This window comes from Pannonibacter phragmitetus (genome assembly GCF_050510895.1).
Lineage (GTDB): Bacteria > Pseudomonadota > Alphaproteobacteria > Rhizobiales > Stappiaceae > Pannonibacter > Pannonibacter phragmitetus_B.
Genome location: NZ_JBNINT010000001.1, coordinates 3,487,043 through 3,512,940 on the forward strand (window position 1 = coordinate 3,487,043; position 25,898 = coordinate 3,512,940).

Here is a 25,898-nt window from a genome sequence, read left to right on the forward strand (position 1 = left end):
ACTGCCCCCGGGCCTCATTCTGCGGCACCACAAAAAACGGCTACTTGCAGAAAGTCTTTGCCTCCGGCGTCCATTTGCCGAAGCCGGAGGCCACCATGTTGGTAATGACCTTGCAAACGTAACGCTTCTGCGCCGGGTTGTTGTTGGGTCCTGCATGGTAACGCGCAACTGCCATGGTCCATGTGCCCTGGCGGGCATGCAGTTCATTCAGGAACCTTGCGGCGTAGCGCACATTGGCCTGCGGCTCCAGCATATGCGCAACCGAGCGGAACTGACTGCCGTGATAGTGATGATTGATCTGCATGCAGCCAACGTCGATGAGCTTCTTGCCCTGCGCCCGCGCGGCCGCCACCTCGCGCTCGGCTGCCTTGGCGTTCTCGGGGAATCTGGCCGCCCCCTCGATGTTCAGGGCATAGGGCGAGAGCGAGTTCCGCCGGCCCGTTTCGGTCAGGCCAACGGCATAGAGCACACCGAGAGGAATCTGATAGGCCTTTGCTGCGGCAGCCATTTCCCGCTCACAGATGGCCTGCCCGGGAGCAGCCTGAGCCGGGGCGGCGAACTGGCCGCCCCCTGAAGAAACTCAAAGATACAAAGCGCCGCTGCGGCTATCACCCGCCGTTGCATGCTGTTGCCCCTCTGTACCGTCATTGCCGTTGTCCATCTGGGAAGAGGAGGAAGAGCGGCCTCCCTGGCCTTCCTTGCCTCCCCCATGGCTTCTCCGAACTGGCCCTGAGCCATGGCGCCCCGTCCATCGCCGCCGGGCTGACCCTGCGTGCCCTGCCCTGCCTGCGCACCTGTCACCTGAAACGCCGGGCGGTCGTCACCTGCCGCCTGAATGGTGATGCTGTCCGCCTTGTGACCGGTGGCACGCATCATCTGGTCCAGCAGCTGCCGGTCCTGCTTCAGCAGTTCAACGGTATCGGGGTTGCTGGCCGTCATGACCACTTGCACGGAGTCGCCGGTGAGTTTCATTGTCACCTTCACCGTGCCCAGCTCCATCGGCTGCAACTGGATCTCCAGCATCTTGACCGCGGGCGCATCCGGACGGACGCGGAAAACCGCTGCTGCCGCATCGCTGCGGGCCGGATCAGGCTGCGCAGGCGTATTCAGCGCAGAGGCGATGGCGGTTCCGATCTGCTGAGCTGGAGACAGGCGCAATGACGGCGCGAAATGGGTTTCTTCGCGCGTCACGTTCATCTTGCCCATGCCCGCCGCAACCCGCAGCGCACCGGCGTCATCCACCGGCTCCCCTTCGCCCGTGCCATCGGACCTGATCAGGCGCGAAATAAGGCCAGCGTCATCCAACCCTTCAAGATCTTCGCTGGAGGGCATGACCGGACCAGACGGCATGGCCTGTTGCGGCTTTTGCTGGGCTCGCGGCTCCAGCTGAGACCGGACCGCGCCTTCAGGCATGATGGGCTGCGCAGGCTGTGCCGGGGAACCAGCAAGCTCCCCAGCCTTGGCGCGCGGCGTTGCAGCCGCCTGGCCCTGAACGGCCGATGCGGCGGCCGGAGCCGCTTGAAGGGCAGCGGTCCCATCCGGCTGAGCCAGTGCAGCCATCAGCGACGCGGCGCCGCCGGACTGAGTGGTTCCCTCTCCCGCATCCGGCTGGACAGGCGGCTCGAACAGCCCCGCAAGCAGATCCGGCAAAGCGGCTTCGCCTTGCGGCTGAACCGGCGCCTCTGTTGCTGCGCCTGCTGACGGGGCAGGCGTCTGTTCGCCCGCCTTTTCCTGTTTGTCGTCCTTGGGGGTCATCTTGCGCATGAGATCGGAGAAGCCAGTACCGCCCTCTTCCTGCGCGCCGGACTTGGACGCTGCGGCAGATGAAGATGCCGCTGGCGCCGCCGCCGTGGCTGCAATCATGGCCATGGTCAGAACCTCCCCTTCTCTTTGCTCATCAGATCTTCCGTCTGTTTCAGCAGCCGCTCGGCCTGCCGCATCACCGGCTTGCTCCAGGAGGAGTCGGCCGGTGCCGGCAGAATGGCATAGGCTCCGAACTCGCCGATCACACCGCGTGGCGGTTCTGGCCAGTGGCGCACGTGATTGAGAACGATGTAGGCCGCATCCATCAGATCCCGGTCCTGCGGAGTAAGGCTCTTGCGGTCGATCGACCAGAGCAGCTGGCGTGTGCTCTGAATGTCCTCGGGGCGCAGTGACACTGCCGCCTGATAGAGTTTCAGCTGGGTCTCGTCATAGGTGCCGGCCATCGCCAGTGGCATGGCCCGCTCGGAGGCCTTGCGGGCGATCGACAGGTGGCCGCCCGCGACGGCCCGGCGGGCAAGCCGGAGATAGAAGCCGCGGCGCGTGTCTTCATCAAACTCCGCCAACAGACTTTCCAGCAGGCCAAAGCGGTCGTCATTCTCGCTGAACCCAAGCGAATCCAGGGCCAGTCCGAAGCGGCGGCGGAAGTCCCCCTCATAGATAGAGCCACGGAAGCGGCGCAGATAGCGGATGGAAAGTGACTGAAATCCCTCAATGTCACCCAGCTTGCCGGCAACAAAGACCTCACGGCGCAAGGCAGCCTCTTCCACCAGCGTCCCGGGCATGAGCAGCCGGGCGATGGCAAGCAGGCGCATCGCCTCTTTCGGATTGTCTGCCACTTCCAATGCTGAGCGCACCAGCGCGACCTGTCCGCCCAGATTGGGCGCCATGCCCATGGGGTCATAGCCGGACAGCAGCCGCCTGGCTTCTTCAGGACGGCCGTCCACATAGGCCAGCGCGCCGCGCATGAGGTCTTCCTCGACAGCAGGCGCAGCCTTCAGCGTCAATAGCTTGCGCACGACATTGGGATGGCCTCCGCTCAACAGATGAATGACCGCTGCACGGGCATTACGTGCATCTGCCCAGGTGGAGGGGGGCTGCCAGAAACACCTCATTCATGTGCTGCAAGAGGGTGCGCTGCGCCATGTGGGCCTGAGTGTTGCCCTGCGCCACTTGCCCCTGCAGCATCTGGAGCGTGCGAACCATCTCGTAAGGCGCATTTTCCTGAGGCAGGGCAGCAACCTCCTGAGCCACTGCCCTGTTGCCTGCCCAGCCCTGCGCAAGTGCAAGCACCAGGGCCAGCACAAGACTCAGGGCCATGCCTTGCCACCACGCAAGGCCGCGGACGGGTGCAGGCAGGGCCGCCATCACGCCCCTCCTCCATCAGGAAGATCTCGATGCGCCTGTTTGCCGGGGCATAGGGATCTTCAGCCTGCTTCAGCTCACGGTCGGCATAGCCCTCAACGCGTTCGATGCGGCTGGCGTCCACGCCACCGCGCACCAGCATGTAGAGAGCCATGTGGGCACGTGATGTCGACAGGCGCCAGTTGTCATTGCTGGCTGACTTGAAAGGCCGTCCATCCGTATGGCCGCGGATCACGATCTTGCCCGGACGGGCTGACAGGACGGCACCGATCCGCTCCATCAGCTTCACGAGCTCAGGCCGGGGTTCTGCTGACCCGACGGCAAACATGCCGAAGTTCTCGGCATCCGTCAGACTGATCAGAACGCCACCGTCCTGCATCGACACTTCGATGCGGCTGGCGGTCTCGGCCAGCGGACCATTGGCGGACGCGGTAATCGCCTCGCGGATCTCGGAAGCCGCCGCCTCAGTGCGCAATACTGCCTGTTCTGCCTCTGCCGTCTCCGGGGCCGCCGGTGCTGACGCATCTGCCACGGAGGTTTGCTGCGGCACTGCTGCACCCGGTGCGGCCTGCGTTTCTGCTGCGGGTGCAACGCCCTGCTTTGGCTCAGGAACCCTGACCGCCGTCAGCGGAGCGTCAGGCTCGGCTTCCGGGACCTGCCCTTCGGCTGTTCCTTCGGGCTGGGCCGGAGCCTCACCGTCTTCATCGCTGGCCGGGGCTTCAAAGGCAACCGTGCCAATGGCTGTCTGGCCGGTCACTGACGCTGCCGGCCCTCCCTCCTGAAGCGATGTCTTGCGGCCGGGAAGAAACTGCCAGTACATCGGATCAAACGGATCCCGGAATGCGTCGCCTCCCAGAGCACCTTCGGTCTGTTGTTGCCCGATGCCTTCGGTTTCAGGGGCCACTCCTGCCTCCAGTTGATCCCCGAGCGTGCCGACCAGTTGATCAAGCACCGCGTAGGGATCACTGAAGAGCTGCGACTCAGACAGTGTCGGATTGAACTCCCCAGCCCTGCGGCCGGCAACAAGACCCTCGCGCAAAGGCATTGAGCCCGTCGCATCCGATCCGTTTGCAGCACCGGGGCTGCCGTCAGGATCCGGCGTTGTCTCCATCTGCGCATCGATCTTGGCAGGGTTGGTGACCTCCGGGCCCGGCACGTCAGGATCATTCAGTCCCTTGCGGGTCTGGGTCGTTGAAGCCAGTTTTACCGGGTTGAAGTATTGAGCAACGCCCTTGCGCACGCTTTCGTCCGTGACGTTGATCAGCCACATGACGAGAAAGAAAGCCATCATGGCGGTCATGAAGTCCGCAAAGGCAATCTTCCAGACCCCACCCTTGACGGTATCGCTCTCAAGCGACGCGCGGCGGCGGACGATGATGATCTCGTTTGCCTGCAGACCTGCACTCATTCTTCGGTCTCCCGGATCGTCTTGAGGCGTCTCAGCCAGTCGGCCATCTGCGTCTCGATGATGGTGTCGCCGAGCACGGCCTGCAGCTCCGGCGTCTCGCCTTGTTTGACAATAACCAGACCCGCAAGAGGTCCAAGCTGCTGCATGACCCGGTCAAGGAGTTCTTGCGGACCGCTGACCTCGAATGCAGCGCCACTCCCTGTCAGCAGTTCCTTGAGTGTTCCGGAAAAATGGCTGACTGCCTGATCCCGGACGGCTTCCTTCAGGAACGGCAGAAGCACCTGCTCGACGGCTTCAGACAGCCGGAGCGACAGGCTCGCCACCGCATTGGCAATGCCCTGCGAGATTTGCCGTGCCTGTTCTTCCTCGAAAGCTTCACGCGCAGCAGCGGCCTCGGAACGGAGGGCGGTAACCTGAACCTCCAGATCTTCAGCCGCAGCAAGGCGCGCTTCCTCCCGCCCTGCCCGCACACCACGCGCATATTCAGCTGCAAGCCGCTCTTCAAGGGTAGGCTCCGGCGCGCGTTCCACCGCCGGCATCACCTCAGCCATGATAACCTCGGCACTGCTGAGATGCTGGAAAACGGGACTGGAAAGCACCGGCAGGCGCGAGGCGATGGGCTTCGGGGTCATCAGGCGCGCTCCGCCTCATACATCCACTGCTTCAGAATGGCTGCGGACTGCTCCTCATTCAGCTCAAGCAGGGATTCCAGCTTCTTGATCGGCGACTGGTTCATCTTGTTGGTCAGGTCAGCCAGCAACAGGGAGTGATCCGGCCCACCAAGAGCGGCCTGTCCGCCAAACTGTGCAGCCAGCGCCTCCGGAGACCCGTCCATAGCCATTTCGGCAATTTCTGCGGGCTTTTCCTTGCTCTGCGGAATCAGAACCGACAGTGCCGGGCGCAGGCCGAACCAGATCAGCAGTCCGGCAACGCCCAGAATGGCGACGGCATTGATGACATTTCCAGACTGGCGGATAAGCAGTTCGGCGATGGACAGCGGCGGGGCTGCCTGCATGTCGCGCGCACCGTCAAAGAACTCGACCACCGACACCTTGATCGTATCGCCACGGTTCGAGCTGACGCCTGCGGAAGAGGCGACCAGTTCCTGGATCTCCTTCAGCTGATCCTCAATCTGGTTCTGATCAGGATTGCCACCCAGCGCCGCGACGAGGCGCGCCCGGTCCACCAGAACGGCGATGGACAGGCGCTCCACCTGGTAGCCCTCCTGTGAGGTTTCGATCACCTTCGTGGAAATTTCATAGTTGACCGTCTCTTCGCGGCGCTGATTTTCCTCGCTGGAGCGTTCGCCGCCATCGGCCTGCACCTGCTCTTCGGGGAGGTTCTGCTCCACCGTCGCCGGGGTCTGGGTGCTGGCATTCTGCGAAGCCTCGCTCTGGCGGATGCTGCGGGTCGAGCGCTCAACGCGGGAGTCCGGATCAAAGATCGTTTCGGCCACACGGCGCCGGTCCGTATTGAGCGTCGCCGCAACGCTGACCTGAAAGTGGTCCAGGCCGAGATAAGGGGTAAGAGTCTTGCGGACGCTCTCCTGAATGCGCGTGCTGATGGCAGTCTCAAGGCTGGCCATCTGGCCTGCGGACGCATTGGCCGGATCCGCACCTGATGCCAGAAGCGTGCCGGAGGTGTCGAGCACCGTCACCTTGTCCGAAGTCAGCCCGGGAACAGCTGCGGCTACAAGGTGCCTGATGGCATCGGCCATCCGCACATCGTCCCGGTTGTCGGCACGGATCACCACTGAAGCTGACGGCGGCTGCTGGTCGCGGCGGAAGGAGCCTTTTTCCGGCATGACGATATGGACACGCGCAGCGCGCACGCCCTGCATCAGCTGAATGGTGCGGGCCAGCTCCCCTTCAATGGCGCGCAGACGGGTGACGTCCTGCATGAAGGAGGTGAGGCCCAAAGACCCCAGATTATCGAACAGCTCATAGCCTGTGCCGGTGCCACGTGGCAGGCCGCGCTCTGCCAGAAGCATGCGGGCGCGCGGTGCCGAGCTGGGAGTTACGAGGACAGAGGTTCCGTCCGCGCTGACGTCAAAGAGGATGCCGGCATCCTGCAGGGCCTGTCCCATGCGGCTTACGTCATCACCTTCCAGACCGGTATAAAGCGGCGTCATTTGCGGGCGGCTGAGATAGTAGGCCCCCAAGCCCACTGTGACGACCGTGGCAATGCCGATCAGTGCAAGGGCAACAAGGCGCCTGACGCCCAGCTCCATAAGGTTTGCCCAGAGTTTTTCTGCATGTTCACGGCCCGGCATTCGACACCCCTGTGCTAGGTCGAAGAGATCGTAACCAGACTATCGCGGGTCTGGCTGGCGTGAGGCTTGCGGGCGTTTGAAAGCAGAAAAGCCGCACCCGTAAGGGCGCGGCTTCCTGTTTCAGGCCGGCTGGCGGCTTGAAATCAACGGAACAGCGAGAGGATGTTCTGGCTGTTGGAGTTGGCGATGGACAGTGCCTGGATACCGAGCTGCTGCTGGACCTGAAGGGCCTGCAGACGGGTCGATTCAGCGTTCATGTCCGCGTCAACCAGCTGGCCGACACCGCGCTCGATGGCGTCGGTCAGGGCGGTCACGAAGCTCTTCTGGCCGTCAACGCGGGTCTTGACGGAGCCGAGAAGCGTTGCGGCATTAGCGATTTCGCCAAGGGCGTCATCAACTGCAGCAATCGTGCCTTCCAGGGTCGTCAGGTCGGCAGCCGAGTCGGTCAAAGCCGAAATGTCGAGCGTGGACACCTTGACGTTGCCCGCACCAACCGTGCGATCCTTGTCCAAAATACCACCCTGAGCAGCACTGTCGTACAGCGTGGTCTTGGTGATGTCGATCGAGATCGTGTCGAGCTTGACCGTGCCACCAGCACGGGTGAACGAACCCACGATAGACTTCGTAGCGTTATAGTCAGCTGCACCGGTGTTCACCGACAGCCAGTTTTCGCCGTTGAACACTGCCGAGTCGGCAATGGTCTTCAGCTGGCCCTGACGCTCGGTGATGTCGGCCTGGATCTTCTCGCGGTCCACACCCGGCTGACGGGCAGCAACGAGCTTTGCCTTGATGTCGTCAACCAGTTCCTTGGTCTTGTCCATGGCGGTGTACTGCACGTCGAGGGTAGCAGCGCCGAGACCCAGGGCGTCCTTCACGGCCGAAAGAGCCATGTTGTCGGAACGCATGGTCGTGGCGATGGACCAGTAAGCTGCGTTGTCCTGAGCGGTAGACACGCGCAGACCGGTGGAGATGCGGCTCTGAACCTGAGACATGGACGCATTGGTCTTGTTCAGGGTCTGCAGCGCCGTCATGGCGGAGGCATTAGTCAGAAGGCTGGACATATCTAGTCCCTTTCATATGGAAAGTTGAAGGGGACATACCGGGTTTTCACCGGTACAGCAGGACGGCATCATGCCTTTGAGCCTCATAGGTGGGTGGGCTCAACCTGCTGTGAATTTCACGCTAGCCCGTGTAGCTTGCGTGAGGCTGACCGAAGGCTAGCACCATAAAAGTGCCGTTGCCAAGCAGCAAATGCGCGCGCTTCAACACAAAAAGGCGCGGCACGGTGCGTGCCACGCCTTGCCATACCCGCAGCCGCTTGTTCAGAAAAACGACCGCACGAGACTGCCCACCAACAGATTCCAGCCATCAATGAGCACAAAGAACAGTGCCTTGAAAGGCAGGGCTATCACGGTGGGAGGCAGCATCATCATCCCCATGGACATGGTGATGGTGGCAACGATCATGTCGATCACGAGGAACGGAAGGACAATCAGGAAGCCGATCTCGAAGCCACGGCGCAGTTCCGAGATCATGAAGGCAGGGATCAGAACCCGCAGCTCCACCTTGTCCGGCGTCGCGGCAACTTCGTTGGTCACGCGTCCGGCGGCCAGATCATCAAACAGCACCAGATCCGTCTCGCGCACCTGCGACAGCATGAAGTCACGGAACGGGTCGGTGATCCGCTCATAGGCTACTTCTTCGGTGATCTCATTGGCCAGCAGCGGCTTGACTCCTCGTTCCACGCCCGGTCGAAAGTGGGCGCCATGACATAGAAGGTCATGAACAGGGCGAGGGAAATCAGGATCAGGTTGCCTGGCGTCGTCTGCAGGCCGATGCCGGAGCGCAGAAACGACAGGGCGATGGCAAAGCGGGTGAAACTCGTCACCATGATGAGAATGCCCGGAGCAACCGACAGCACCGTAAGCAGGGCAATCACCTGCACGATGCGGCCGCTGGCGCTGGCCTCACCCGCCGGCAGCAGCGATGACAGATCCGGCAAGGCCTGCGCACTGGCGGCAACAGTGCCCGCCAGCAGCAGCAAAATGGTGCTCAGCAGCCTGCGTGTCATTGCACCACCAGGGATTCAAGGATCAGTTCGCGGACCTTTCCGCCGGAGCGGGCATGGGCTCTTTCATTGAGATCTTCGCGCAGATGCTGAAGACCCGCAGCTCCCTCTATCTGGGCAAGCGTGACAGTGCGCATGTAAGCCAGAACATCTTCCTCGATGTAGCCAAGCAGGACGATAACGTCGTCGATGCCTTCCTGGTCGATCACGACAGAGGCCTGAAGCCGCACCCAGGCCTCGCGCGGGGCGGCCAGATTTGTCACCAGCGGCTTGAGCGCCCTGAGCCTGACGGGAGCGAGATAAATCTGCTCCACATCAGCTTCTTCCGCTGCAGTTGCGGCTTGCCCGGCGACAGCATTGCGGACCGTTTCCGCGAAATGGAGACCTGCAACGGCTCCGATGCCTCCACCAAGCAGCGTCAGCAGAAGCAGGACAAGGATGAAGCTTCCGATGGAGCCGCCGGATGAGCCCTCGCGCCCGTCAGGATCATTGGCAAGATCAGCCATGGAAACGCCTCCTCAACAGACCTTCAGAAGGGTGAAATATTGTCGATGACCTGCTGGCCCCAGGCGGGCTGCTGGATCTCCGAAATGCGCCCGCGACCGCCATAGGAAACGCGTGCCTCTGCAATCTTGTTGTAATCGATGGTGTTGTTGCCGCCGATATCACGCGGGCGGACAATGCCCGCCACGTTGAGAACGCGCATTTCGTAGTTCACCCGCACTTCCTGCGAACCGGAGATGACGAGGTTGCCGTTCGGAAGGCGGTCGGTCACGACAGCGGCCACCTGCAGCTTGATCTCTTCCTTGCGGTCGATGGTGCCGCGCGAATTGGAGGAGGAGCCGGACTTCGTGTCGAAGGAAAGATCTGCCGAGGTTCCGGAACTGCCGGCCTTGGCGGAGAAGCCGCCACCGACCCCGAGCTTGCCATCGCGCCCGCGAGCCGAATTGTTGTTCAGCGTTGCCTTGTCATTGATGGCGATCAGCACAGTGATGACATCCCCGACGCGGCGGGCACGGGGATCGGAGAAGAAATCATCGCGGCCAGAAACCCAGAGCGAATTGTAGTCCTTGCGGCCGCTCGGATTGAAGGTGTTGAGCGGATAGACCGCAGCTGGCTGGGACGCAAGGCCATAGCCCACGGGCGTCATCGCCGGTTCGCGGCCAAGATCGTTCATCTGACCTGCGCATCCTGCTGACACGAGACAAAGGGCGAAAGGGATCAACAGGCGCATCAAAGGCTCCCCTGTGCTTCGGATTTGGAAAGTCCAGCCATGGAGTGGGTTAGCTGAGCCGCACGGGCGGGGTCCATTTCATCCAGGATCTGACTGGCTGCACGGGCATTGAGCTTCACAAGCACGGCCACAGCCGTATCCTCATCCAGTGTCGCCAGCTGTGCCGCAGCCGCCTCGGGCCGCATGCGCTGAAAGATCGACACGACATGCCCCTCAACTTCACCAAGGACCTTCTCACGCCGCTCGACCCATTCCTCATACTCGGCGCGCTTCTGCTCCAGCTCGCGGATGCGGTTCTGGAGCCGCTCCTCCAGTGCAATGAGGTTCCACGTCTGCCAGGCAAGACGGGCATCGCTCGCCGCTGCCCCCATATTCTTGCAGTAAAGCGCCGCGTCGCTGGGCTCCCCCGCATCTCCAGGCTCCGCAGGGGCAGGCACCGGCAGAGCGCCACCCGATGCGTTGCGCAGGTTGGAGGCCGTCTGGGCACCTGCCGGGACTGCAACGCCCAGCGCTGCCAGCGATAGGACGCAGGAGACAATCAGGATGCGGCAGACAGAACGCCGGACCTGGGAGCGCAGGGCTCCAGCCGGGGTCATGCACGGGATCATGGGCAGGAAATCCTTCCAGTCACTGTTGGCCCGACTATGGCGGCTGAGGCTTGTGCGGGGCTTGGCCAAATGCCGTCAAGGCAGCCCAGGCTTTCGGGAGAGACAGGCTTGAATGCAGCACGGTCCGCAGCCATAGGGTTGCGGACCGTGCCCTCCCCGGAGCTGTGTGGGCAGGGGGCCACCGGGAGATGCCTGAATTCTGGAGCAGGCAGGACTTACTGGATCACCAGTTCCGCCTGCAGGGCGCCCGCCGTCTTGATCGTCTGAAGGATGGCGATGATACCGGTTGGCTTGAGCCCGATACGGTTCAGACCACGCACAAGCGTTTGCAGGTCAGTGCCGCCAATGATGGCGAGCTGTCCGCCATTTTCAGCCGCATCAATGAAGGTGCGCGGCGTCACCACCGTTTCACCATTGCCAAAGGGCTGCGGCTGGGAAACCTCGGGCGCCTCGGTAATGCGCACCGTCAGATTGCCATGGGTGACGGCAACGGTTGAAATCTGCACATCGCGGCCGATCACCACGGTTCCCGTCCGCTCATCGATGACAACGCGCGCCGACTGATCCGGCTGCACCATCAAGCCCTCGATCTCAGCCATGAAGCGGGTGAGATTGACCTTGGACGGCGGCGTCAGATCAATGGAGCGATGATCTCTTTCACGGGCTGACGAAACGCCATAGGTGGTCTTGGTATAGCGGTTGATGGCATCGGCCACCCGCACCGCCGTGCGGAAATCCGGATTGGACAATTCCAGCACCAAGCCTGGAATGTTTGCGAAACGGTCCGGCAAATTGCGCTCGATCATGCCGCCATTGGGAATGCGACCGACCGTCGGAATGCCCTGACGCAGACTTTCCGCCTGCCCGGTCTCGGAAAAGCCAGAGACTGCAACGGCCCCTTGCGCAACGGCATAAACCGCTCCGTCCGCGCCCAGCAGCGGCGTGGCAACCAGTGTGCCGCCGGCCAGCGAAGACGCATCGCCGAGGGACGAGACATTGACGTCAATGCGCGAACCCTGACCAATGAAAGGCGGCAGATTTGCCGTCACCACCACAGCCGCGACATTACGGGTGCGCAGGCGCGCATCACGCACGTTGATGCCCATGCTGTCGAGCATGGACTGGAGGGACTGTTCGGTGAAAGGTGCATTTCGCAGCGTGTCGCCAGAGCCTTGCAGGCCGATGACCAGACCATAGCCGACCAGCTGATTGTCGCGCACGCCCTGGAGGGAGGCAATGTCCTTGATGCGCACCATGGCGGCGGCGGGCGCCACAAGGCCGCAGGCGCTCATGGCCAGGAGCAGAACTGCAAGGAAAATCCGCCGCATGGTCAGTCACCCACCAGAATGGAGCCGTCCGGCTGTACCCGGCCGGTGATGATGAGGCCGCTGTCGATGTTTCTGGCGCGGATGAACGATCCGACGGATCCATTCTGCAGCGCCTCGACCTGAGCAATGATCTGCAGGCCGCCTTCACGGAAGATCAACCGGGCAGGTTCGCCGCGCTTGATCACCGTTTCCACCGCAACAGCTGTTGCAGGCACAGGAACTCCCGGCTGCAGTGAACGGCGGGCGACACGCCCGACAAGCTCTTCCCGATGTTCGATCACGGAGAAGCGCTGCACCGTGCGCAGCGGAAAACGGCGGATGATCACCTGATCGGCACTGATCACCTCACCCTGCCGGACACCGGACCGCAGCACCGGCAGATCCAGAGAAGAGGCGCGCGCACCGGTCATGGCAGCCGTGAGGGCAAGGCCTGCCAGCATCATGCAGATGAAAAGCCGTGTCAGCATCGCTGCTCTCCTAGAGCCATTCCGGCAAAAGTGCCCAAGCTGCCCCCTAAGGATCAGCGGATGCCCTGCGTCACGACGCCAAACATGTCGTCCGCAGCCTTGATGACCTTGGAGTTCATTTCGTAGCCGCGCTGAGCCGAGATCAGTTCGGTGATTTCCTTCACCGGGTCCACGTTAGAGGCTTCCGTGTAGCCCTGGCGGATAATGCCGAAGCCCGGATCTCCGGCAAGACCGGCAATCCCAGGGCCGGACGCGGGGGTTTCACGGAACAGATTCCCGCCGATGGCCTCAAGCCCCACGTCATTGGCGAAGTTGGTCATGGCCAGCTGCCCCAGTTCCTGCGGGTTCACTTGGCCTGCCACCTTGGCGAAGACCGTGCCGGACTCATTGATGGTGACTTCAACGGTCTCCGGCGGAATGATGATGGCCGGCTCAATGGCATAGCCATCGAGCGTCACGATGCGGCCCTCGGCATTCTTGTTGAACGCGCCGGCGCGGGTGTAGAGCACCTCGCCTTCCGGGCCAGTTACCTGGAACCAGCCGCGCCCGTCGATGGCAACATCAAGCTCGTTGCCGGTCTGGTTCATGGTGCCCTGGATGTGCAGCTTGCGGATGGCAGCAGAACGCACGCCAAGGCCAAGCTGCGCACCTTCCGGTACAGGATCTTCACCACCCCGGTTCGGCACGCCCTGCAGGCGCTCGGCCTGATAGAGCAGGTCGGTGAACTCGGCACGCGCCCGCTTGAAAGAGGTGGTGTTGATGTTGGCGATGTTGTTGGCGATGACTTCGACATTGAGCTGCTGGGCGCTCATGCCGGTCGCTGCGATTGCCAGAGCTTTCATGTCAAACTCCCTTGGTGCGGGCTGAATTCCTGATCATCCGGGCATAGCCTCAGATGGCCATGCGGCTGACTTCCTGATAGGCGGAGACGACCTTGTCGCGGATGGCGATGGCCGTCTGCAGAGAGGCCTCGGCGGCCATCACGGCTTCCACCACCTGCTGGGCCGAAGCCTTGCCGCTGATGCCGGCGATCGAAACGGCTTCGCCTTCCTTCACGCGCTCGATAGCCTCCTGCGTCACGGAAGCCATGGTGTCTGTGAAGCTGACCTCGGGCACCGCATTGGCTGGCGCTGTACCGCCAAGTGGCACGCCGCCTGCGACATAGCGGGTCTGCGACACCTGCGAGGTGATACCGTCACCGGCAGACTTGATGGCGGAAATCTGGTCGATCATCTTCAATCCCTCAGCAGGTCGATGGTGCGCATGATCATGCTGCGGGCCTGCGTCATCATCTTCAGGTTGGCTTCGTAGGAGCGGTTGGTTTCGCGCATGTCAGCCATTTCGATCAGCATGTTGACATTCGGCATCTTGACGTAGCCATTTTCGTCGGCAGCCGGATGGCCCGGGTCATATTCAACCGTGAAAGGTGCCTTGTCGGACCCGATGCCCTTGACCTTCACAAGATCGGCGGACAATGCCCGGTCAACCTCGCTTTCAAAGGTAATGGTCTTGCGGGTGTAAGGGTCCGAGCCGGGCGTCTTGCCGGTCGATTGCGCGTTCGCCAGGTTTTCCGACACGACACGAAGCCGGTCAGACTGGGCGCGCAGGCCGGAAGCGGAGATCTTGAGAGTTGCGGCCAACGGGTCGATCATCGCTTACCCCTTCAGGCTTGCCAGATACATGCGGTGAAAGGACTTGATGATGCTGGTGTTGAGTGCATGATCGCGCGAAATCTCACCAGCCTTCATCAGCTCCTGTTCCAGGTTGACGCTGTTACCGGAGTGAGCAACGTCCCAGCTTTCTGCCTTGCCAACCTTGGACGCTTCAGGCGCATCGCCGAGGCCTCCCATATGGCGGCCGTGCGTTGCGGTCATCACCAGGCTGGTTTCATCCATCAGCGTCGTGAAGGCCTCGACGTCACGGGCGGCATAGCCGGGCGTGTTGGCGTTGGCGATGTTCTGCGCCACCGTTGCCTGGCGCACCGACAGCCAGTCGGCCTGACGGGATGCAAGACTGTTCAGATAGACAGGTTCCAACGTCGCTCTCCGAAGCCTGTTGTGGCGTTCGGTAAAAGAACTAGGGCGTCAACCTTGTCTGAGGCTTTCGATACCGGCCCTGACGGTACGGCTGGCGCAGGCGGAAGGCATCGTCCGCAAAGGCAGAAAACCGGCACCTGCCCTTGCGCAAGGCGGCGGGATCGGCTAATGCGCACGTCCCTTGCGCGCCTGCACGGCGTCCCATCCTCCAGCGACATCTCAGGGAGCCCGCCATGCGTCCGGCCATCGGTCTTGATTTCGGCACGTCCAACACGGTTTTGACCGCCTGCACCGCAGCAGGTAACGCCAGCAGCATCACTTTCGGCAACGATGGTGATCAGGTGGAGAGCCTGCCTTCCGTTCTGTCCTTTCTGGAGCCACCGCGCGGCGAGCATCCGGACACCAAGGCCGATGTGGGCCAGTGGGCCATCCGTCAGTTCATGGAGCACACGGGCGAGTGCCGTTTCCTGCAATCGCTCAAGACTTTCGTCGCCAGCAAGCTGTTCAAGGGCACCGGCGTGTTCGGCACCCATTATGAATTTGAAGACCTGTTGGAAACCTTCCTGCGCCGCGCCGGTGCGCACCGCGACGAGGCGCTGGATACGGGCGGCGGACGGCTGGTGATCGGCCGCCCGGTCACCTTTGCTGGCGGCGCTCCCGATGATGCGCTGGCGATGCAGCGCTACCGTTCCGCCCTCTCGCGCTTCGGCTTTGAGGAAGTGCTGTTTGTCTACGAGCCCGTTGCTGCCGCCTTTGCCTATGCGCAGCGGCTGGAGGGCGAGGCGACGGTTCTTGTCGCCGACTTCGGCGGTGGCACCACCGACTTTTCGCTGATGCGCTTTGCCCGCAACGCCAGCGGCCTTACAGCCGACCCGCTGGGCCATGGCGGCCTTGGCATCGCCGGCAATACTCTGGACTACCGTATCGTTGACAAGGTGATCCTGCCGGAACTGGGCAAGGGCAGCCAGTACCGCAGCATGGGCAAGGTGCTGGAAGTACCGCCGAACCTCTTCTCCAACTTCGCGCACTGGCACATGCTGTCGGTCTTCAAGGCTTCCGCCGACTACCGCGAGCTGAAGAAGATGCTGAGTTCCTGTCTGGATCAGGACAAGATCGAGCTCTTCATCGAGCTGGTGGATACGGATCAGGGCTATCCGCTCTACAAGGCCGTGTCGGAATGCAAGGCACGCCTGTCCTTCGATGAGGAGACGGAGCTGCGCTTTGCCCCCATTGGCAAGGACTTTGCCGCCACCGTGCGCCGGGCGGACTTCGAAGAGTGGATCGCCCACGACCTGTCGCGCATCAGCGACGCACTGACGGCAACACTGGCCAACGCCAATCTGGATGCAAAGGATGTGGACAAGGTGTTCCTGACCGGCGGCACCTCCTTCGTGCCTGCGATCCGCAAACTCTTCGCGGACCGCTTCGGAGCAGAGCGCCTGTCAGGCGGTGAGGAAATGTCCTCCGTCGCCAAGGGCCTCTCCCTCATCGGCGCCCGCGAAGACGCCGCCGCCTGGGCCGTGGCAGCATAAGGCGGACAAGGGCGGCCTCAGTCTTCCGTGTCCTCGCTCATCTCGATGTCCGCCATGAGATCGGCGGCAATCGCCTGAATGGCGGTTTCGAGGCTGGCGATGCTGGTGGTGTCCGGCAGGATCAGGTCGGCGCTGGCGCGGAAGAGCAGCTCGCCCGACATGGACCCCGGAGAGACAATGGTTTCCAGCGTCTCGATGCTTGCACCTTGCGCGGCAATCACCTGCGTGATGGCGCGCAGGATGCCCGGCTGATCCTGGCAGACCAGATCCAGCCGCAGCCGGCGTCCCTCGGCGCCATTGCCGCCACCGCCGCTGACAACATTGACCGAGATGCCCTGTGCAGACAGGGCGCCAAGGGCCGCCTCCAGCTCCGCCGCCCGGTCTTCCGGCACGTCAACGCTGACGATGCCGGCGAACTCACCACCGAGCCGTGCCATGGAGCTTTCCAGCCAGTTGCCGTCCGCAGAGGCAATGACACTGGCCAGCGCATCCACAAGGCCCGGCCGGTCCTTGGCGATGGCAGTCAGAACAATATGGCGGCCCATGGCTTTTCTTCCTCTCGATATGTCCGGCAGGCCATCATGCGGCCTGCCTCTTCTGCTCGCACCTTAGGCATGCTCTGGGCTGGAGGCAAAGCCTATCGGCCGTCTGCCCCCGCATCAAACGCAGGATCAACGGGAACCTGCAATGCCGTCACCAGATGATTGGTCTTGGCGGCAAGGCCGATGACGGACAGAAGCTCGCCATATTGCGCCTCGCTCATGCCCTTCGCGCGGGCTGCGGCTGTATGCGAGTGGACGCAATAGGAGCAGCCATTGGCCACCGACACGGCAATGTAGATCATCTCGCGGGTCAGAGGGTCGAGGGCGCCGGGCGTTGCCATGACCGCCTTCACTTCTGCCCATGTGCGTTCCAGCGCGGCTGGATCTGCCGCCAGGGCGCGCCAGAAATTGTTGATGAAATCGGAGCCGCGAGTCTTGCGGATATCGGCAAAGACCGCCGCCACCTGCGGCCCGGCCTCTGCATCGGAAATCAATCTGACTGTTGCCATGCTGGTCTTATCCTCCCGTTGGACCGCCAGACTAGACCGCATTCATGTGACTGGGAAACACTCTCCTGAAGAACAAAAGGGCGCGGCAGGTGTCTGCCACGCCCTCTCAGGATAATTCCATAAGGCTCAGCGCAGGGCGCGGGCCAGCGGGGAAATGCGGGAGATGACCAGAATATCCAGCGCCAGCACCGCAATCAGCGTCAGGCCGACCAGCGGGAAGAACAGTGACACGGCCAGCATCACCAGCATGGCGCTGCGCCAGTGCGGCAGGTTGGACGGCACCTGCGGTGCGAACAGACGGACCCCACCACGCGCAGGACGGCGCATCCACCACAGAACCACCGAGCTGAGAGACAGGAAGATGACCGACAGGCAGATCACCGTATTGAGCATCAGGTTCCACAGACCGGTGAGGCCCATGTGCAGCGGGACACCAACGGCCATGACCTTGCCGGCGAGCGAGTAATCCTCGAACCCGACGCTGGCGAGAATCCGGCCCGTATAGCGGTCCACATGGACAGTACGGTCCGAGAACGGATCCTTGGCATCCGCGCTCATGGTGTCCTGATTGATGGACCAGACACCGGTGTCGCCCTTCGGATAAGAGATACGGTAGCGGGCATTGAAGCCAACCGCCTTTGCCAAAGAAGCGAGGCTGTCGATATCAACGGCAAAGCCCGGCGCCACACCGATGACGCCGCCGGTAGAGCCGGAGGCTGGCATCATCGTCTGTTCCAGAGCCCAGGGCACATTGGCAACGCCATCGTGGTTGAGGGCTTCGGCATGGGTGACATCGGACAGGGGCACGTTGTCCCACTTGGCCGCAGGGAATGTGCTCCAGGCCTGTGTGAGCTTCGAGCCCCAGACGCCCGTCCAGGACATGCCGGACAGCAGAAACAGCAGCAGGAAAGCCGAAAGATAGAAGCCAACGGTGCCATGCAGCGCCTTCCAGAAGGCGCGGCCCTTCTGATTGAAGCGCGGCAACAGAACGGCACCGAGCCCACCCTCACGCGGCCACCACATGTAGAGGCCAGTGATCAGCAGAATGATGCCGAAGCCCGCTGCGATCTCCAGCATCCGGTCGCCGGGGGTGCCCAGCAACAGGTCGCTGTGGATGTTGTCAGCCATGTCATACCAGCCGATACGGCGGCCCCAGGTTTCCACCACGTCACCCGTATAGGGGTTGATGGCGACCATCTCCTGCCCGGCATCGGTCTTGATCCGGAAAACGCCCACCCGGTCTTCTGCCTGCGGGCTCAGCCATTCCACCAAAGTGCCGCCGCCAAGCGCGGTGACTGCCTTTTCCGCCTGTTCGGAAACCGCCAGCGCCACGGCGCCCTGCGGGACGTTCACGCGGATGTTCTCGCCGTCGCGTCCATCGAAATAGCCGATGTACATCATCATCATGCCGGTGACGGCAAGAATGCAGAAGAAGGGCACGACAAACAGCCCCGCATAGAAATGCCAGCGCCAGGCGGCACGGTAGAAAGCTGCAAGAAGAGAAGCATCGGCTGGACGGCCCGCGTCCTGCGCGGTGCCGGAAACAACATCGGTCATGGTCTGATCCTCATGGCCGGAGAAGCGCGCACATCGCGGCGAGCAGCATCAACCGGCAGGGTGTTCTGGAATGAAAGGAGAGGGGATCAGATCAGAACAGGCGGAGCACGCGCCCCGGCACCGGAAAAAATACCCGCCGTATGGCCTGCATTGTCGAAAACGGACAGAAGCCGTCCGCCGGAGAGAACCGGCAGCGGCAGGGACGGAGAGCCCTCAGGAGTGGCCATTGCCAGAACGGCAGAGAAGGAACACGGTGCGGCCTGCCCCTTGCCCTTGCGCTGGTCTTCCGGGCCGGCGGGCTTTTCCTCGCCAGATGCATCCAGCGTGACCATTCTGAAGCCCTCCACCATGGAGGGCGCACAGATCACAATAGTCAACTCGCCGCCACTGGAACGGCCAGGCATGAAACCGGCGGGAATAAGGGCATGGAACAGCACGCCGAACAGTGCAATCCACACCGCCAGCACGCGCGCATCATGGCGCAGATCTGCCCATACGGAAGACAAACGCGTAAAGCCCCCAGCCCGCCCAATGCAGGCATTCCTCCGTTGCTCTCTAGCCGAACACCTTCTTTGGAACAATAGGGGAAACCCGGACCTTGCGAGGGCAGGATGGCTCAACTAGGGTCAAGTTTGACAGCGCGCTGCGGCACTTGCGCGCTCTTTAATTTCCGGCGTGTGAGTTATCCGGCGCGGCTCTGGCCCCCTGCAGCAGGAGAAATTGAGGTGAACGGAAAGGGCAACGGGCAGGGCAATTGCCAGGATGGCTCCGGTCTGCCAAAGGGCGAACCTCAAGCCGGGCAATCGAGACGCCGTGCGGGCGTGACTGCCTTGTCCAGCAAGACGGACCATTTGCCCCGGCAGAAGGCTCCCGCCCCGGCGACTGAGGCAGCAGCGGCGATACGCCCCAGCCGGATCGCGGCAGCGGCGCCTCAAGACTTAGCCTCAAGCAAGCCTGCCAACTCCAAGGGGCTGCGCTCTCTCGGTTTCCTGTCGCACGGCGGCTCAGCCTCCGGTGAGCCACCCCGCCGGGCACGGGGGCGCAAGGTGCATACGCAGGTGGTAACCGCCCCGCCCGCCCAGGACGCAGCTGCCAAGCCCGGCGATCTCTCGATCCGGCCCAAACGGCTGCCTTCCCTGCGCGAGGAAAAGGCACAGGACAAGCAGGACCGATGACCAGCGCAGACACACCCGGGCAAGAGACACACCACGCCCGGCGGGTGATTGTTGGGGCAGGCTGCAGCAAGGGCTGTGGTTCTGCGGAACTTATAGGCCTGGCGGGCACCGCTTTGGAGCAGGCGGGCCTGACGGCGGTAGCTGTTGCCGCAATCGCAACGCTGGATCTCAAGGCGGACGAGGCAGCCATCTGCGCGCTTGCGGCGCATTTCGGCGTGCCGCTGCTGACGTTCGATGCGGCCCGGCTGGAGCAGGAAACGCCCCGTCTGGCCACCCCTTCGGAACGTGTTTTTGCGGCAGTTGGATGCCACAGCGTCTGCGAGGGTGCAGCGCTCGCCGCCGCAGGACCGGACGGGCATCTGGTTCTTGCGCGGCGCAAGACAGCACGGGCGGCAATAGCACTGGCGGCGGCCATCGCCTTGCCACAAGAATAGACAAGAAGAGAACGGCAAGTGCCTGTCCAGAAGGGCGGAAAGCCTTGTGAATGATGGGAACCTCAGACATGTCTGCGACGAAATATGCCCTGATCGCCCTCACCCTCGCCTCCGGCGGCTGCGCAGCAACAACTGGCGAGAAGCGGATGAGCGGCTCGGATCAGCCGGTTGCGGTCACCACTACAACCTTCGACCGCCAGTGCACCGCAAATACCGGCGGCATCGTGATCCGCAACAACACTGCGCAGAAGCAGAGAGTGACCTATGAGCGCTCGGGCAATCGCAAGAAGCCGCTGCGGATCGCCGTCAATATCGCGCCCGAGCCGGGCAGCAAGTGGATTGGCTGCGAAGGAGACGGCTACAGCTACCGCATCCTGCGCCATAGCCCACGCAAGTGAGCGGCCACGGCGTGGCAAGCCTTAGTCTTCCCCGCTCCTGCGGAACGCCCAGAACAACAGGAAAGCAAGGCCGCCGGACAGGGCGAACCATGTCAGCGCATATTGCAGGTGATTGTTCGGGAAAGTGACAATGGTGAGCCCGCCAAGGGGCAGGTTGTCAGCTGCTCCGGCTGTCGCATCGGCATCGAGGAAATAAGGCGCCGCCTCACCCAGCCCGAGGCTTTCGGCCATGGCTGCCGTATCGCGCGAAAACCAGCGCCCGCCTTCAGGATCATTGGAGCGCAGGAACGCTCCATCCGGCTGGCTGAGGCGCAGAAGGCCGGAAACCTCCACATTGCCCTCCGGGCGCGGCCGGTCTGCCGGATCCTGCCGGTCCTGCGGTACGAAACCCCGGTTGACGAACAGCCGCCAGCCATCCTGCGTCTCGAAGGGTGACATGACCCAGAACCCCGGCCCGCGCACAGTCACCGCCATAACCAGCAGGTCGGATTCCGGCAGATAATGGCCGCGAACGGTGATGCGGCGGTATTCAGCAGTGTCGAAGGTAACGTCCGGCCAAGCCTCAGGGCCGGGTGCAGCAACGGGCTGCGCCGCAAGACCTGCCTCTACCCGTGCGATGAGGGCATTTTTCCAGCCAAGCCGCTGAACCTGCCAGACACCAAGACCTGCCAGCAGCACCACTGCCAGAAGACCAGGCCCAAGAAGCAGCCATTTGCGCGTTCCGGCAGACATCACGCCTCCTTTGGCAGGCCTTTCACGGGCGCTCGACGAGAACCGCAACGCGCCTCTTTGGCCTCTGTGGCACAGCCTTTCCGCCCCCGTCTCAACAAGAGGGCAGCTTTTACAACGGACTGCCAGTCAGGCTCCACCTCCTCTCCCCTTGAGGGGAAGTGGAGCGGCAAACGTCCTGCCGGAACGCATCTCCATCAGATCAGGAGCCGAAGCCCTGTGTCTGGCTGTGGTCCATTTGCGGCATCATGTTGGTGTTGAGGTTGTACATCACCCACAGGGAGCCAGCGAGCATGATCACCACCACGATGACCGTGAAGATCATCGACAGCATGGTCCAGCCTTCATCCGAACGGCTGTTCATGTGCAGGAAGTAGACCATGTGCACGAGGATCTGCACGACAGCAAAGCCGATGACGATCACCGCAGTCACCGCCCGGCTTTCAAAGCCGCCGGTCATGACGATGGCAAAGGGGATTGCCGTCAGAATGACCGAAAGCACGAAGCCGATCAGATAGGACTTGTAGCTGCCATGATCGTGGCCCGTGTTGCCGTGACCATGATCGCCATGATGGCTGTGGGGTTTGATGGAATGTGCGGACATCAGATCATCCCCAGAAGATAGACGAAGGTGAAAACACCGATCCAGATCACGTCCAGGAAGTGCCAGAACATGCTGAGGCATTCCATGCGGCGGGTGTTGGCCGGAATGAGCCCCTTGCGGTTGACCTGAACCATCAGCGTCACCAGCCAGATGGAACCAAAGGCAACGTGAAGGCCGTGCGTGCCGACCAGCGCGAAGAAGGACGACAGGAATGCAGAACGCTGCGGCCCGGCCCCCAGATGGATGAGGTGGTAAAACTCGTAGAGCTCCACCGCCAGGAAGGCGAGGCCAAGCACGAGCGTGACCGACAGCCAGACCTGCATGCGGGCCTGGCGGCCCTCATACATTGCCAGCATGGCAAAGCCGAAGGTGATGGACGACACGAGCAGGAAGCCCGTGTTGATGGCCACCAGCTCCAGATCAAACAGCGCCTTGGGGCCGGGACCGGCCGCAAAGCTCTGCCCCAGCACACCGAAGGCCGCGAAGAGGACTGCGAACATCAGGCAGTCGCTCATCAGGTAGATCCAGAAGCCGAGCTTGGTCGACGCGCCTTCCGGGTGGTGATGCGGCTCGGTTTCCCAGTGGGATACGGCAGTGCCTGCCGAATGGGCCATGGTGCTCATCGGTTTCAGGCTCCAATCTTCGCAAGTTCGAGATCACGGGCACCTTCCACCCGCTCGACCTCTTCGACCGGCACGTAATAGTCGCGGTCATAGTTGAACGTATGAGCGATGGCAGTTGCGACCAGGGCCAGGAAGGCGAGGGCTGCAAGCCACCAGATGTACCAGACGAGCGCAAAGCCGCAGAGAGTGGCAAGGCCCGAGAGGACCACACCCGTGCCGGTGTAGCGAGGCATGTGGATCGGCAGGTAGGCCGCCTTCGGGCGCGTCTGACCGGCGAGCTTCATGCCGTGCCAAGCGTCAAGGTCATGCACCACCGGGGTAAAGGCGAAGTTGTAGGCCGGCGGGGGCGAAGAGGTGGCCCATTCCAGCGTACGGCCATCCCAGGGATCGCCCGACAGGTCCATGTTTTCCTTCCGCTTCCAGATGGAAACACCGATCTGAACGAAGAAGGCGGCAATACCGGCGGCAATCAGCGCAGCGCCTGCGGCAGCGAGGATGAACCAGATCTGCAGGTCCGGATCATCAAACACCCGCATGCGGCGCGTCACACCCATCAGGCCGAGGATGTAAAGCGGCATGAAGGCCAGCCAGAAGCCGACGACCCAGCACCAGAACGACACCTTGCCCCAGAACACATTCAGCTTGAAGCCGAAGGCCTTCGGCCACCAGTAGGCGATGGCAGCAAAGCAGCCGAACAGCACGCCGCCGATGATGACGTTATGGAAATGCGCCACCAGGAACAGCGAGTTGTGCAGCACGAAGTCAGCTGGAGGAACGGCCAGCAGAACGCCCGTCATGCCGCCAACGGTGAAGGTCAGCATGAAGGCAACGGTCCACATCATCGGCAGTTCAAAGCGCACCCGGCCCTTGTACATGGTGAAGAGCCAGTTGAAAATCTTCGCACCCGTCGGCACGGAGATGATCATGGTGGTGATGCCGAAGAAGGCATTCACAGAAGCGCCAGAGCCCATGGTGAAGAAGTGGTGCAGCCAGACGAGGTAGCTAAGGACGGTAATACAGACCGTGGCATAGACCATGGAGCTGTAGCCGAACAGCCGCTTGCCGGAGAATGTGGACGTGACTTCCGAGAAGACGCCGAACAGCGGCAGGATGAGGATGTACACCTCCGGGTGACCCCAGATCCAGATGAGGTTGATGTACATCATCGGATTGCCGCCAAGGTCATTGGTGAAGAAGTTCGTGCCAATGTAGCGGTCGAGCGTCAGCAGGATCAGCGTCATCGTCAGCACCGGGAAGGAGGCGACGATGAGCACGTTGGTGCAGAGCGAGGTCCAGGTGAACACGGGCATGCGCATCAAGGTCATGCCGGGGGCGCGCATCTTGATGATGGTCACCAGCAGGTTGATGCCCGATAGCGTTGTTCCCACACCCGCGACCTGCAGGCCCCAGATGTAGTAATCAACCCCCACCCATGAACTGTAGCCGATGCCCGACAGCGGCGGGAAGGCAAGCCAGCCGGTCTGCGCGAACTCGCCGATGAAGAGCGAGGCCATCACCAGCACGGCACCGCCCACCGTCATCCAGAACGAGAAGTTGTTCAGGAAGGGGAAGGACACATCGCGCGCGCCGATCTGCAACGGCACCACATAGTTCATCAGGCCCGTGACGAAGGGCATCGCCACGAAGAAGATCATGATGACGCCATGGGCCGTGAAGATCTGGTCATAGTGATGGGCGTTGAGGTAGCCCTCCGAGCCGTTAAAGGCCCAGACCTGCTGAATGCGCATCATGATGGCGTCGGCAAAGCCGCGCACCAGCATCACGATGGCAAGGACGATGTACATGATGCCGATCTTCTTGTGATCGACGGAGGTGAACCATTCCTTCCAGAGATAGCCCCAGAGGCGGAAGTAGGTGAGCGCCGCAAGAAGCGCGATGCCGCCCACTGCCACAACGGCAAAGGTTGCCCAGACGATGGGCTCCTGGGGGATCGCACTCCAGTTGAGGCGCCCCAGAAGGAATGTGGTCGAGTGATCTATCGTGGCCATGCCCGGATCCTGTCAGAGCTGGGGCGCAGAGCCGGAGAACGGCAGTGCGTAAGTGATGGAACGGTCATCGCGCTGACCGAAGAGCGAAGCAGGCTGGGAGAGCCCGTGGCCGCGCAGCGGGCCGGAAATGACGGGGCGTGCATCTGCCCAGGCAGGCTTTGCCGACAACATCTGCTGCAGTTCTTCGGTGGAGCAGAAGCCAACCACCTGGAACGGCGCCCAGCCGAGAACCGGCTCGCGGGTGCCGCGGCGGTCGTACTTGTCATAGATGAGCGAAGACATGTTGACGGTGCCGGCAAGGCCGGTGCCGCCCTGCGCGTCCAGCGCCATCATCTCGGCCATGCAGATCTTGCCGTTCTCGACGCACATGTTGACGATGCGCGGGAAGAGCTCCGGATCAACGCTGGCGAAGGTGGCCGGTGCCACGTTCTCGCTGGGGCGCTCAAGCTCAAGGTAGGACGGGCGGTCAAGCGTCTGGTCACCGGCGCGCGCGGCCTCGACCCAAGCTTCAAAACCGGCAGCGTCGTTGGCCAGAGCCTTGAAGCGCATGCCGGAGAAGCCGGCGCCGGAGTAATGCGAGGCGAGACCCTGATAGGTGCCCTCCTCGTTGAAGACACCGTGCAGGGTCGTCTGCATGCCCGGCATCGCATAGATCATTCCGGCCATGGCAGGAATGTAGAAGGCATTCATCACCGAGGAGGATGTGAGCGTAAACTGGATCGGCCGGTCCACCGGCACAGCCAGCTCGTTCACTGAGGCGACGCCATATTGCGGGTAAATGAAGAGCCACTTCCAGTCGAGCGCGACCACCTGCACCTGCAACGGCTCAACGTCCGGGCTGACTGGCTGGTCCTTGTCGATCCGGGCCAGTGGCCGGTAGGGATCGAGAAGATGAGTGCCGACCCAGGTGATCGCGCCAAGCGACACGATGATCAGCAGCGGCACAGCCCAGATGATCAGCTCCAGCTTGGTGGAATGTGACCATTCCGGCTCGTAGGCGGCTTTTCTGTTCGCGGAGCGGAAGTGCCAGGCGAACCAGCAGATCAGCAGCATCACCGGAATGATGATGATCAGCATCAATAGCGTGGAGATGACCAGCAGGTCGCGCTGCTGCGCTGCAACATCACCGGATGGTGCAAGGACCTCGGCCTTACAGGCGGACAGCAGCAGAAATGCGCCGCACGCAGCGAGTATTCTCGGGAGGCGAAGCTTCGACATAGTTTACCCCGACAGTTTGCC

Annotated in this window: 29 protein-coding genes and 1 pseudogene; 4 read left to right on the forward strand and 26 right to left on the reverse strand. The window is 62.3% G+C overall.

Annotated elements, in window-relative coordinates:
* Positions 1–40 precede the first annotated feature (40 nt).
* From ACQB61_RS16660 to flgB, 17 genes and pseudogenes are all read right to left on the reverse strand, one after another.
* Positions 41–508 carry a transglycosylase SLT domain-containing protein gene (locus ACQB61_RS16660; protein ID WP_430513523.1) on the reverse strand — a complete coding sequence of 156 codons (468 nt, stop codon included), beginning with the start codon at positions 506–508 and terminating at the stop codon, positions 41–43.
* Positions 448–1,869 carry a flagellar hook-length control protein FliK gene (locus ACQB61_RS16665; RefSeq protein WP_430513524.1) on the reverse strand — a complete coding sequence of 474 codons (1,422 nt, stop codon included), beginning with the start codon at positions 1,867–1,869 and terminating at the stop codon, positions 448–450. Before ACQB61_RS16665 ends, ACQB61_RS16660 begins: the two co-directional genes overlap by 61 nt.
* A gap of 2 nt (positions 1,870–1,871) precedes the next feature.
* Positions 1,872–2,780: a chemotaxis protein gene (locus ACQB61_RS16670; RefSeq protein WP_430513525.1), complete on the reverse strand. Its 909-nt coding sequence runs from the start codon at positions 2,778–2,780 to the stop codon at positions 1,872–1,874.
* Between the two features lie 92 nt (positions 2,781–2,872).
* Positions 2,873–4,534: a MotB family protein gene (locus ACQB61_RS16675; RefSeq protein ID WP_430513526.1), complete on the reverse strand. Its 1,662-nt coding sequence runs from the start codon at positions 4,532–4,534 to the stop codon at positions 2,873–2,875.
* Positions 4,531–5,166, reverse strand: coding sequence for a hypothetical protein (locus ACQB61_RS16680; RefSeq protein ID WP_430513527.1), 636 nt, complete (start codon positions 5,164–5,166; stop codon positions 4,531–4,533). Before ACQB61_RS16680 ends, ACQB61_RS16675 begins: the two co-directional genes overlap by 4 nt.
* On the reverse strand, positions 5,166–6,806 hold the full coding sequence (gene fliF / locus ACQB61_RS16685; RefSeq protein ID WP_430513528.1) for a flagellar basal-body MS-ring/collar protein FliF: 1,641 nt from the start codon (positions 6,804–6,806) through the stop codon (positions 5,166–5,168). The genes ACQB61_RS16680 and fliF overlap by 1 nt, the downstream gene beginning before the upstream one ends.
* 143 nt (positions 6,807–6,949) lie before the next feature.
* Positions 6,950–7,867, reverse strand: a complete 918-nt coding sequence (locus ACQB61_RS16690; RefSeq protein ID WP_430513529.1) for a flagellin — start codon at positions 7,865–7,867, stop codon at positions 6,950–6,952.
* A 261-nt stretch (positions 7,868–8,128) separates the two neighbouring features.
* Positions 8,129–8,877, reverse strand: a pseudogene (gene fliP / locus ACQB61_RS16695) (flagellar type III secretion system pore protein FliP).
* On the reverse strand, positions 8,874–9,380 hold the full coding sequence (locus ACQB61_RS16700) for a flagellar basal body-associated FliL family protein (RefSeq protein ID WP_430513530.1): 507 nt from the start codon (positions 9,378–9,380) through the stop codon (positions 8,874–8,876). Before ACQB61_RS16700 ends, fliP begins: the two are co-directional and overlap by 4 nt.
* Before the next feature lie 23 nt (positions 9,381–9,403).
* Positions 9,404–10,108: a flagellar basal body L-ring protein FlgH gene (gene flgH / locus ACQB61_RS16705; protein ID WP_430513531.1), complete on the reverse strand. Its 705-nt coding sequence runs from the start codon at positions 10,106–10,108 to the stop codon at positions 9,404–9,406.
* The gene (locus ACQB61_RS16710) at positions 10,108–10,704 is read right to left on the reverse strand and encodes a MotE family protein (protein ID WP_430513532.1); all 597 of its coding nucleotides are present in this window, start codon (positions 10,702–10,704) and stop codon (positions 10,108–10,110) included. Before ACQB61_RS16710 ends, flgH begins: the two co-directional genes overlap by 1 nt.
* A gap of 227 nt (positions 10,705–10,931) precedes the next feature.
* A complete protein-coding gene (gene flgI, locus ACQB61_RS16715) occupies positions 10,932–12,044 on the reverse strand; it encodes a flagellar basal body P-ring protein FlgI (RefSeq protein ID WP_430513533.1) in 1,113 nt (370 codons plus the stop codon).
* A 2-nt stretch (positions 12,045–12,046) separates the two neighbouring features.
* Entirely contained in the window at positions 12,047–12,511 is a 465-nt protein-coding gene (gene flgA / locus ACQB61_RS16720; protein WP_019963547.1) for a flagellar basal body P-ring formation chaperone FlgA, read from the reverse strand.
* 53 nt (positions 12,512–12,564) lie between these two features.
* The gene (flgG, locus tag ACQB61_RS16725; protein WP_430513534.1) at positions 12,565–13,353 is read right to left on the reverse strand and encodes a flagellar basal-body rod protein FlgG; all 789 of its coding nucleotides are present in this window, start codon (positions 13,351–13,353) and stop codon (positions 12,565–12,567) included.
* A 49-nt stretch (positions 13,354–13,402) separates the two neighbouring features.
* Positions 13,403–13,744, reverse strand: a complete 342-nt coding sequence (locus ACQB61_RS16730; protein ID WP_026355490.1) for a flagellar hook-basal body complex protein FliE — start codon at positions 13,742–13,744, stop codon at positions 13,403–13,405.
* Between the two features lie 2 nt (positions 13,745–13,746).
* A complete protein-coding gene (flgC, locus tag ACQB61_RS16735; RefSeq protein ID WP_430513535.1) occupies positions 13,747–14,163 on the reverse strand; it encodes a flagellar basal body rod protein FlgC in 417 nt (138 codons plus the stop codon).
* A gap of 3 nt (positions 14,164–14,166) precedes the next feature.
* Positions 14,167–14,547, reverse strand: a complete 381-nt coding sequence (flgB, locus tag ACQB61_RS16740) for a flagellar basal body rod protein FlgB (RefSeq protein ID WP_430513536.1) — start codon at positions 14,545–14,547, stop codon at positions 14,167–14,169.
* Positions 14,548–14,780: 233 nt separating this feature from the next.
* On the opposite strand from flgB, the gene ACQB61_RS16745 reads away from it, so the two are divergent.
* On the forward strand, positions 14,781–16,079 hold the full coding sequence (locus tag ACQB61_RS16745) for an Hsp70 family protein (RefSeq protein WP_430513537.1): 1,299 nt from the start codon (positions 14,781–14,783) through the stop codon (positions 16,077–16,079).
* A 17-nt stretch (positions 16,080–16,096) separates the two neighbouring features.
* Here ACQB61_RS16745 and ACQB61_RS16750 read toward each other — a convergent pair whose 3' ends face one another.
* The 4 genes from ACQB61_RS16750 to ACQB61_RS16765 all read right to left on the reverse strand — a co-directional run bounded on the left by ACQB61_RS16750 (position 16,097) and on the right by ACQB61_RS16765 (position 19,193).
* Positions 16,097–16,624 carry a glycine cleavage system protein R gene (locus ACQB61_RS16750; RefSeq protein WP_430513538.1) on the reverse strand — a complete coding sequence of 176 codons (528 nt, stop codon included), beginning with the start codon at positions 16,622–16,624 and terminating at the stop codon, positions 16,097–16,099.
* Positions 16,625–16,716: 92 nt separating this feature from the next.
* Entirely contained in the window at positions 16,717–17,130 is a 414-nt protein-coding gene (locus ACQB61_RS16755) for a carboxymuconolactone decarboxylase family protein (RefSeq protein WP_430513539.1), read from the reverse strand.
* Between the two features lie 126 nt (positions 17,131–17,256).
* Complete coding sequence (locus ACQB61_RS16760; RefSeq protein ID WP_430513540.1) at positions 17,257–18,687, reverse strand: PepSY-associated TM helix domain-containing protein; 1,431 nt, start codon at positions 18,685–18,687, stop codon at positions 17,257–17,259.
* Between the two features lie 86 nt (positions 18,688–18,773).
* Entirely contained in the window at positions 18,774–19,193 is a 420-nt protein-coding gene (locus ACQB61_RS16765; protein ID WP_430513541.1) for a DUF2946 family protein, read from the reverse strand.
* A gap of 219 nt (positions 19,194–19,412) precedes the next feature.
* Between ACQB61_RS16765 and ACQB61_RS16770 the strand changes: the two genes are divergently transcribed.
* From ACQB61_RS16770 to ACQB61_RS16780, 3 genes are all read left to right on the forward strand, one after another.
* Positions 19,413–19,862: a hypothetical protein gene (locus ACQB61_RS16770; protein ID WP_430513542.1), complete on the forward strand. Its 450-nt coding sequence runs from the start codon at positions 19,413–19,415 to the stop codon at positions 19,860–19,862.
* The gene (locus tag ACQB61_RS16775; protein ID WP_430513543.1) at positions 19,859–20,296 is read left to right on the forward strand and encodes a cobalamin biosynthesis protein; all 438 of its coding nucleotides are present in this window, start codon (positions 19,859–19,861) and stop codon (positions 20,294–20,296) included. Before ACQB61_RS16770 ends, ACQB61_RS16775 begins: the two co-directional genes overlap by 4 nt.
* 68 nt (positions 20,297–20,364) lie before the next feature.
* On the forward strand, positions 20,365–20,694 hold the full coding sequence (locus ACQB61_RS16780; protein ID WP_430513544.1) for a hypothetical protein: 330 nt from the start codon (positions 20,365–20,367) through the stop codon (positions 20,692–20,694).
* Positions 20,695–20,715: 21 nt separating this feature from the next.
* Here ACQB61_RS16780 and ACQB61_RS16785 read toward each other — a convergent pair whose 3' ends face one another.
* The 5 genes from ACQB61_RS16785 to cyoA form a co-directional block, all read right to left on the reverse strand.
* Positions 20,716–21,426 carry an SURF1 family protein gene (locus ACQB61_RS16785; RefSeq protein WP_430513545.1) on the reverse strand — a complete coding sequence of 237 codons (711 nt, stop codon included), beginning with the start codon at positions 21,424–21,426 and terminating at the stop codon, positions 20,716–20,718.
* Between the two features lie 199 nt (positions 21,427–21,625).
* On the reverse strand, positions 21,626–22,027 hold the full coding sequence (gene cyoD / locus ACQB61_RS16790; RefSeq protein WP_430513546.1) for a cytochrome o ubiquinol oxidase subunit IV: 402 nt from the start codon (positions 22,025–22,027) through the stop codon (positions 21,626–21,628).
* On the reverse strand, positions 22,027–22,650 hold the full coding sequence (gene cyoC, locus ACQB61_RS16795) for a cytochrome o ubiquinol oxidase subunit III (protein ID WP_430513547.1): 624 nt from the start codon (positions 22,648–22,650) through the stop codon (positions 22,027–22,029). Before cyoC ends, cyoD begins: the two co-directional genes overlap by 1 nt.
* A gap of 5 nt (positions 22,651–22,655) precedes the next feature.
* Positions 22,656–24,659: a cytochrome o ubiquinol oxidase subunit I gene (gene cyoB, locus ACQB61_RS16800; RefSeq protein ID WP_430513548.1), complete on the reverse strand. Its 2,004-nt coding sequence runs from the start codon at positions 24,657–24,659 to the stop codon at positions 22,656–22,658.
* A 12-nt stretch (positions 24,660–24,671) separates the two neighbouring features.
* Positions 24,672–25,877 (reverse strand): ubiquinol oxidase subunit II, encoded by a 1,206-nt coding sequence (gene cyoA, locus ACQB61_RS16805; protein WP_430513549.1) that lies wholly within the window; start codon positions 25,875–25,877, stop codon positions 24,672–24,674.
* Positions 25,878–25,898: the final 21 nt, after the last annotated feature.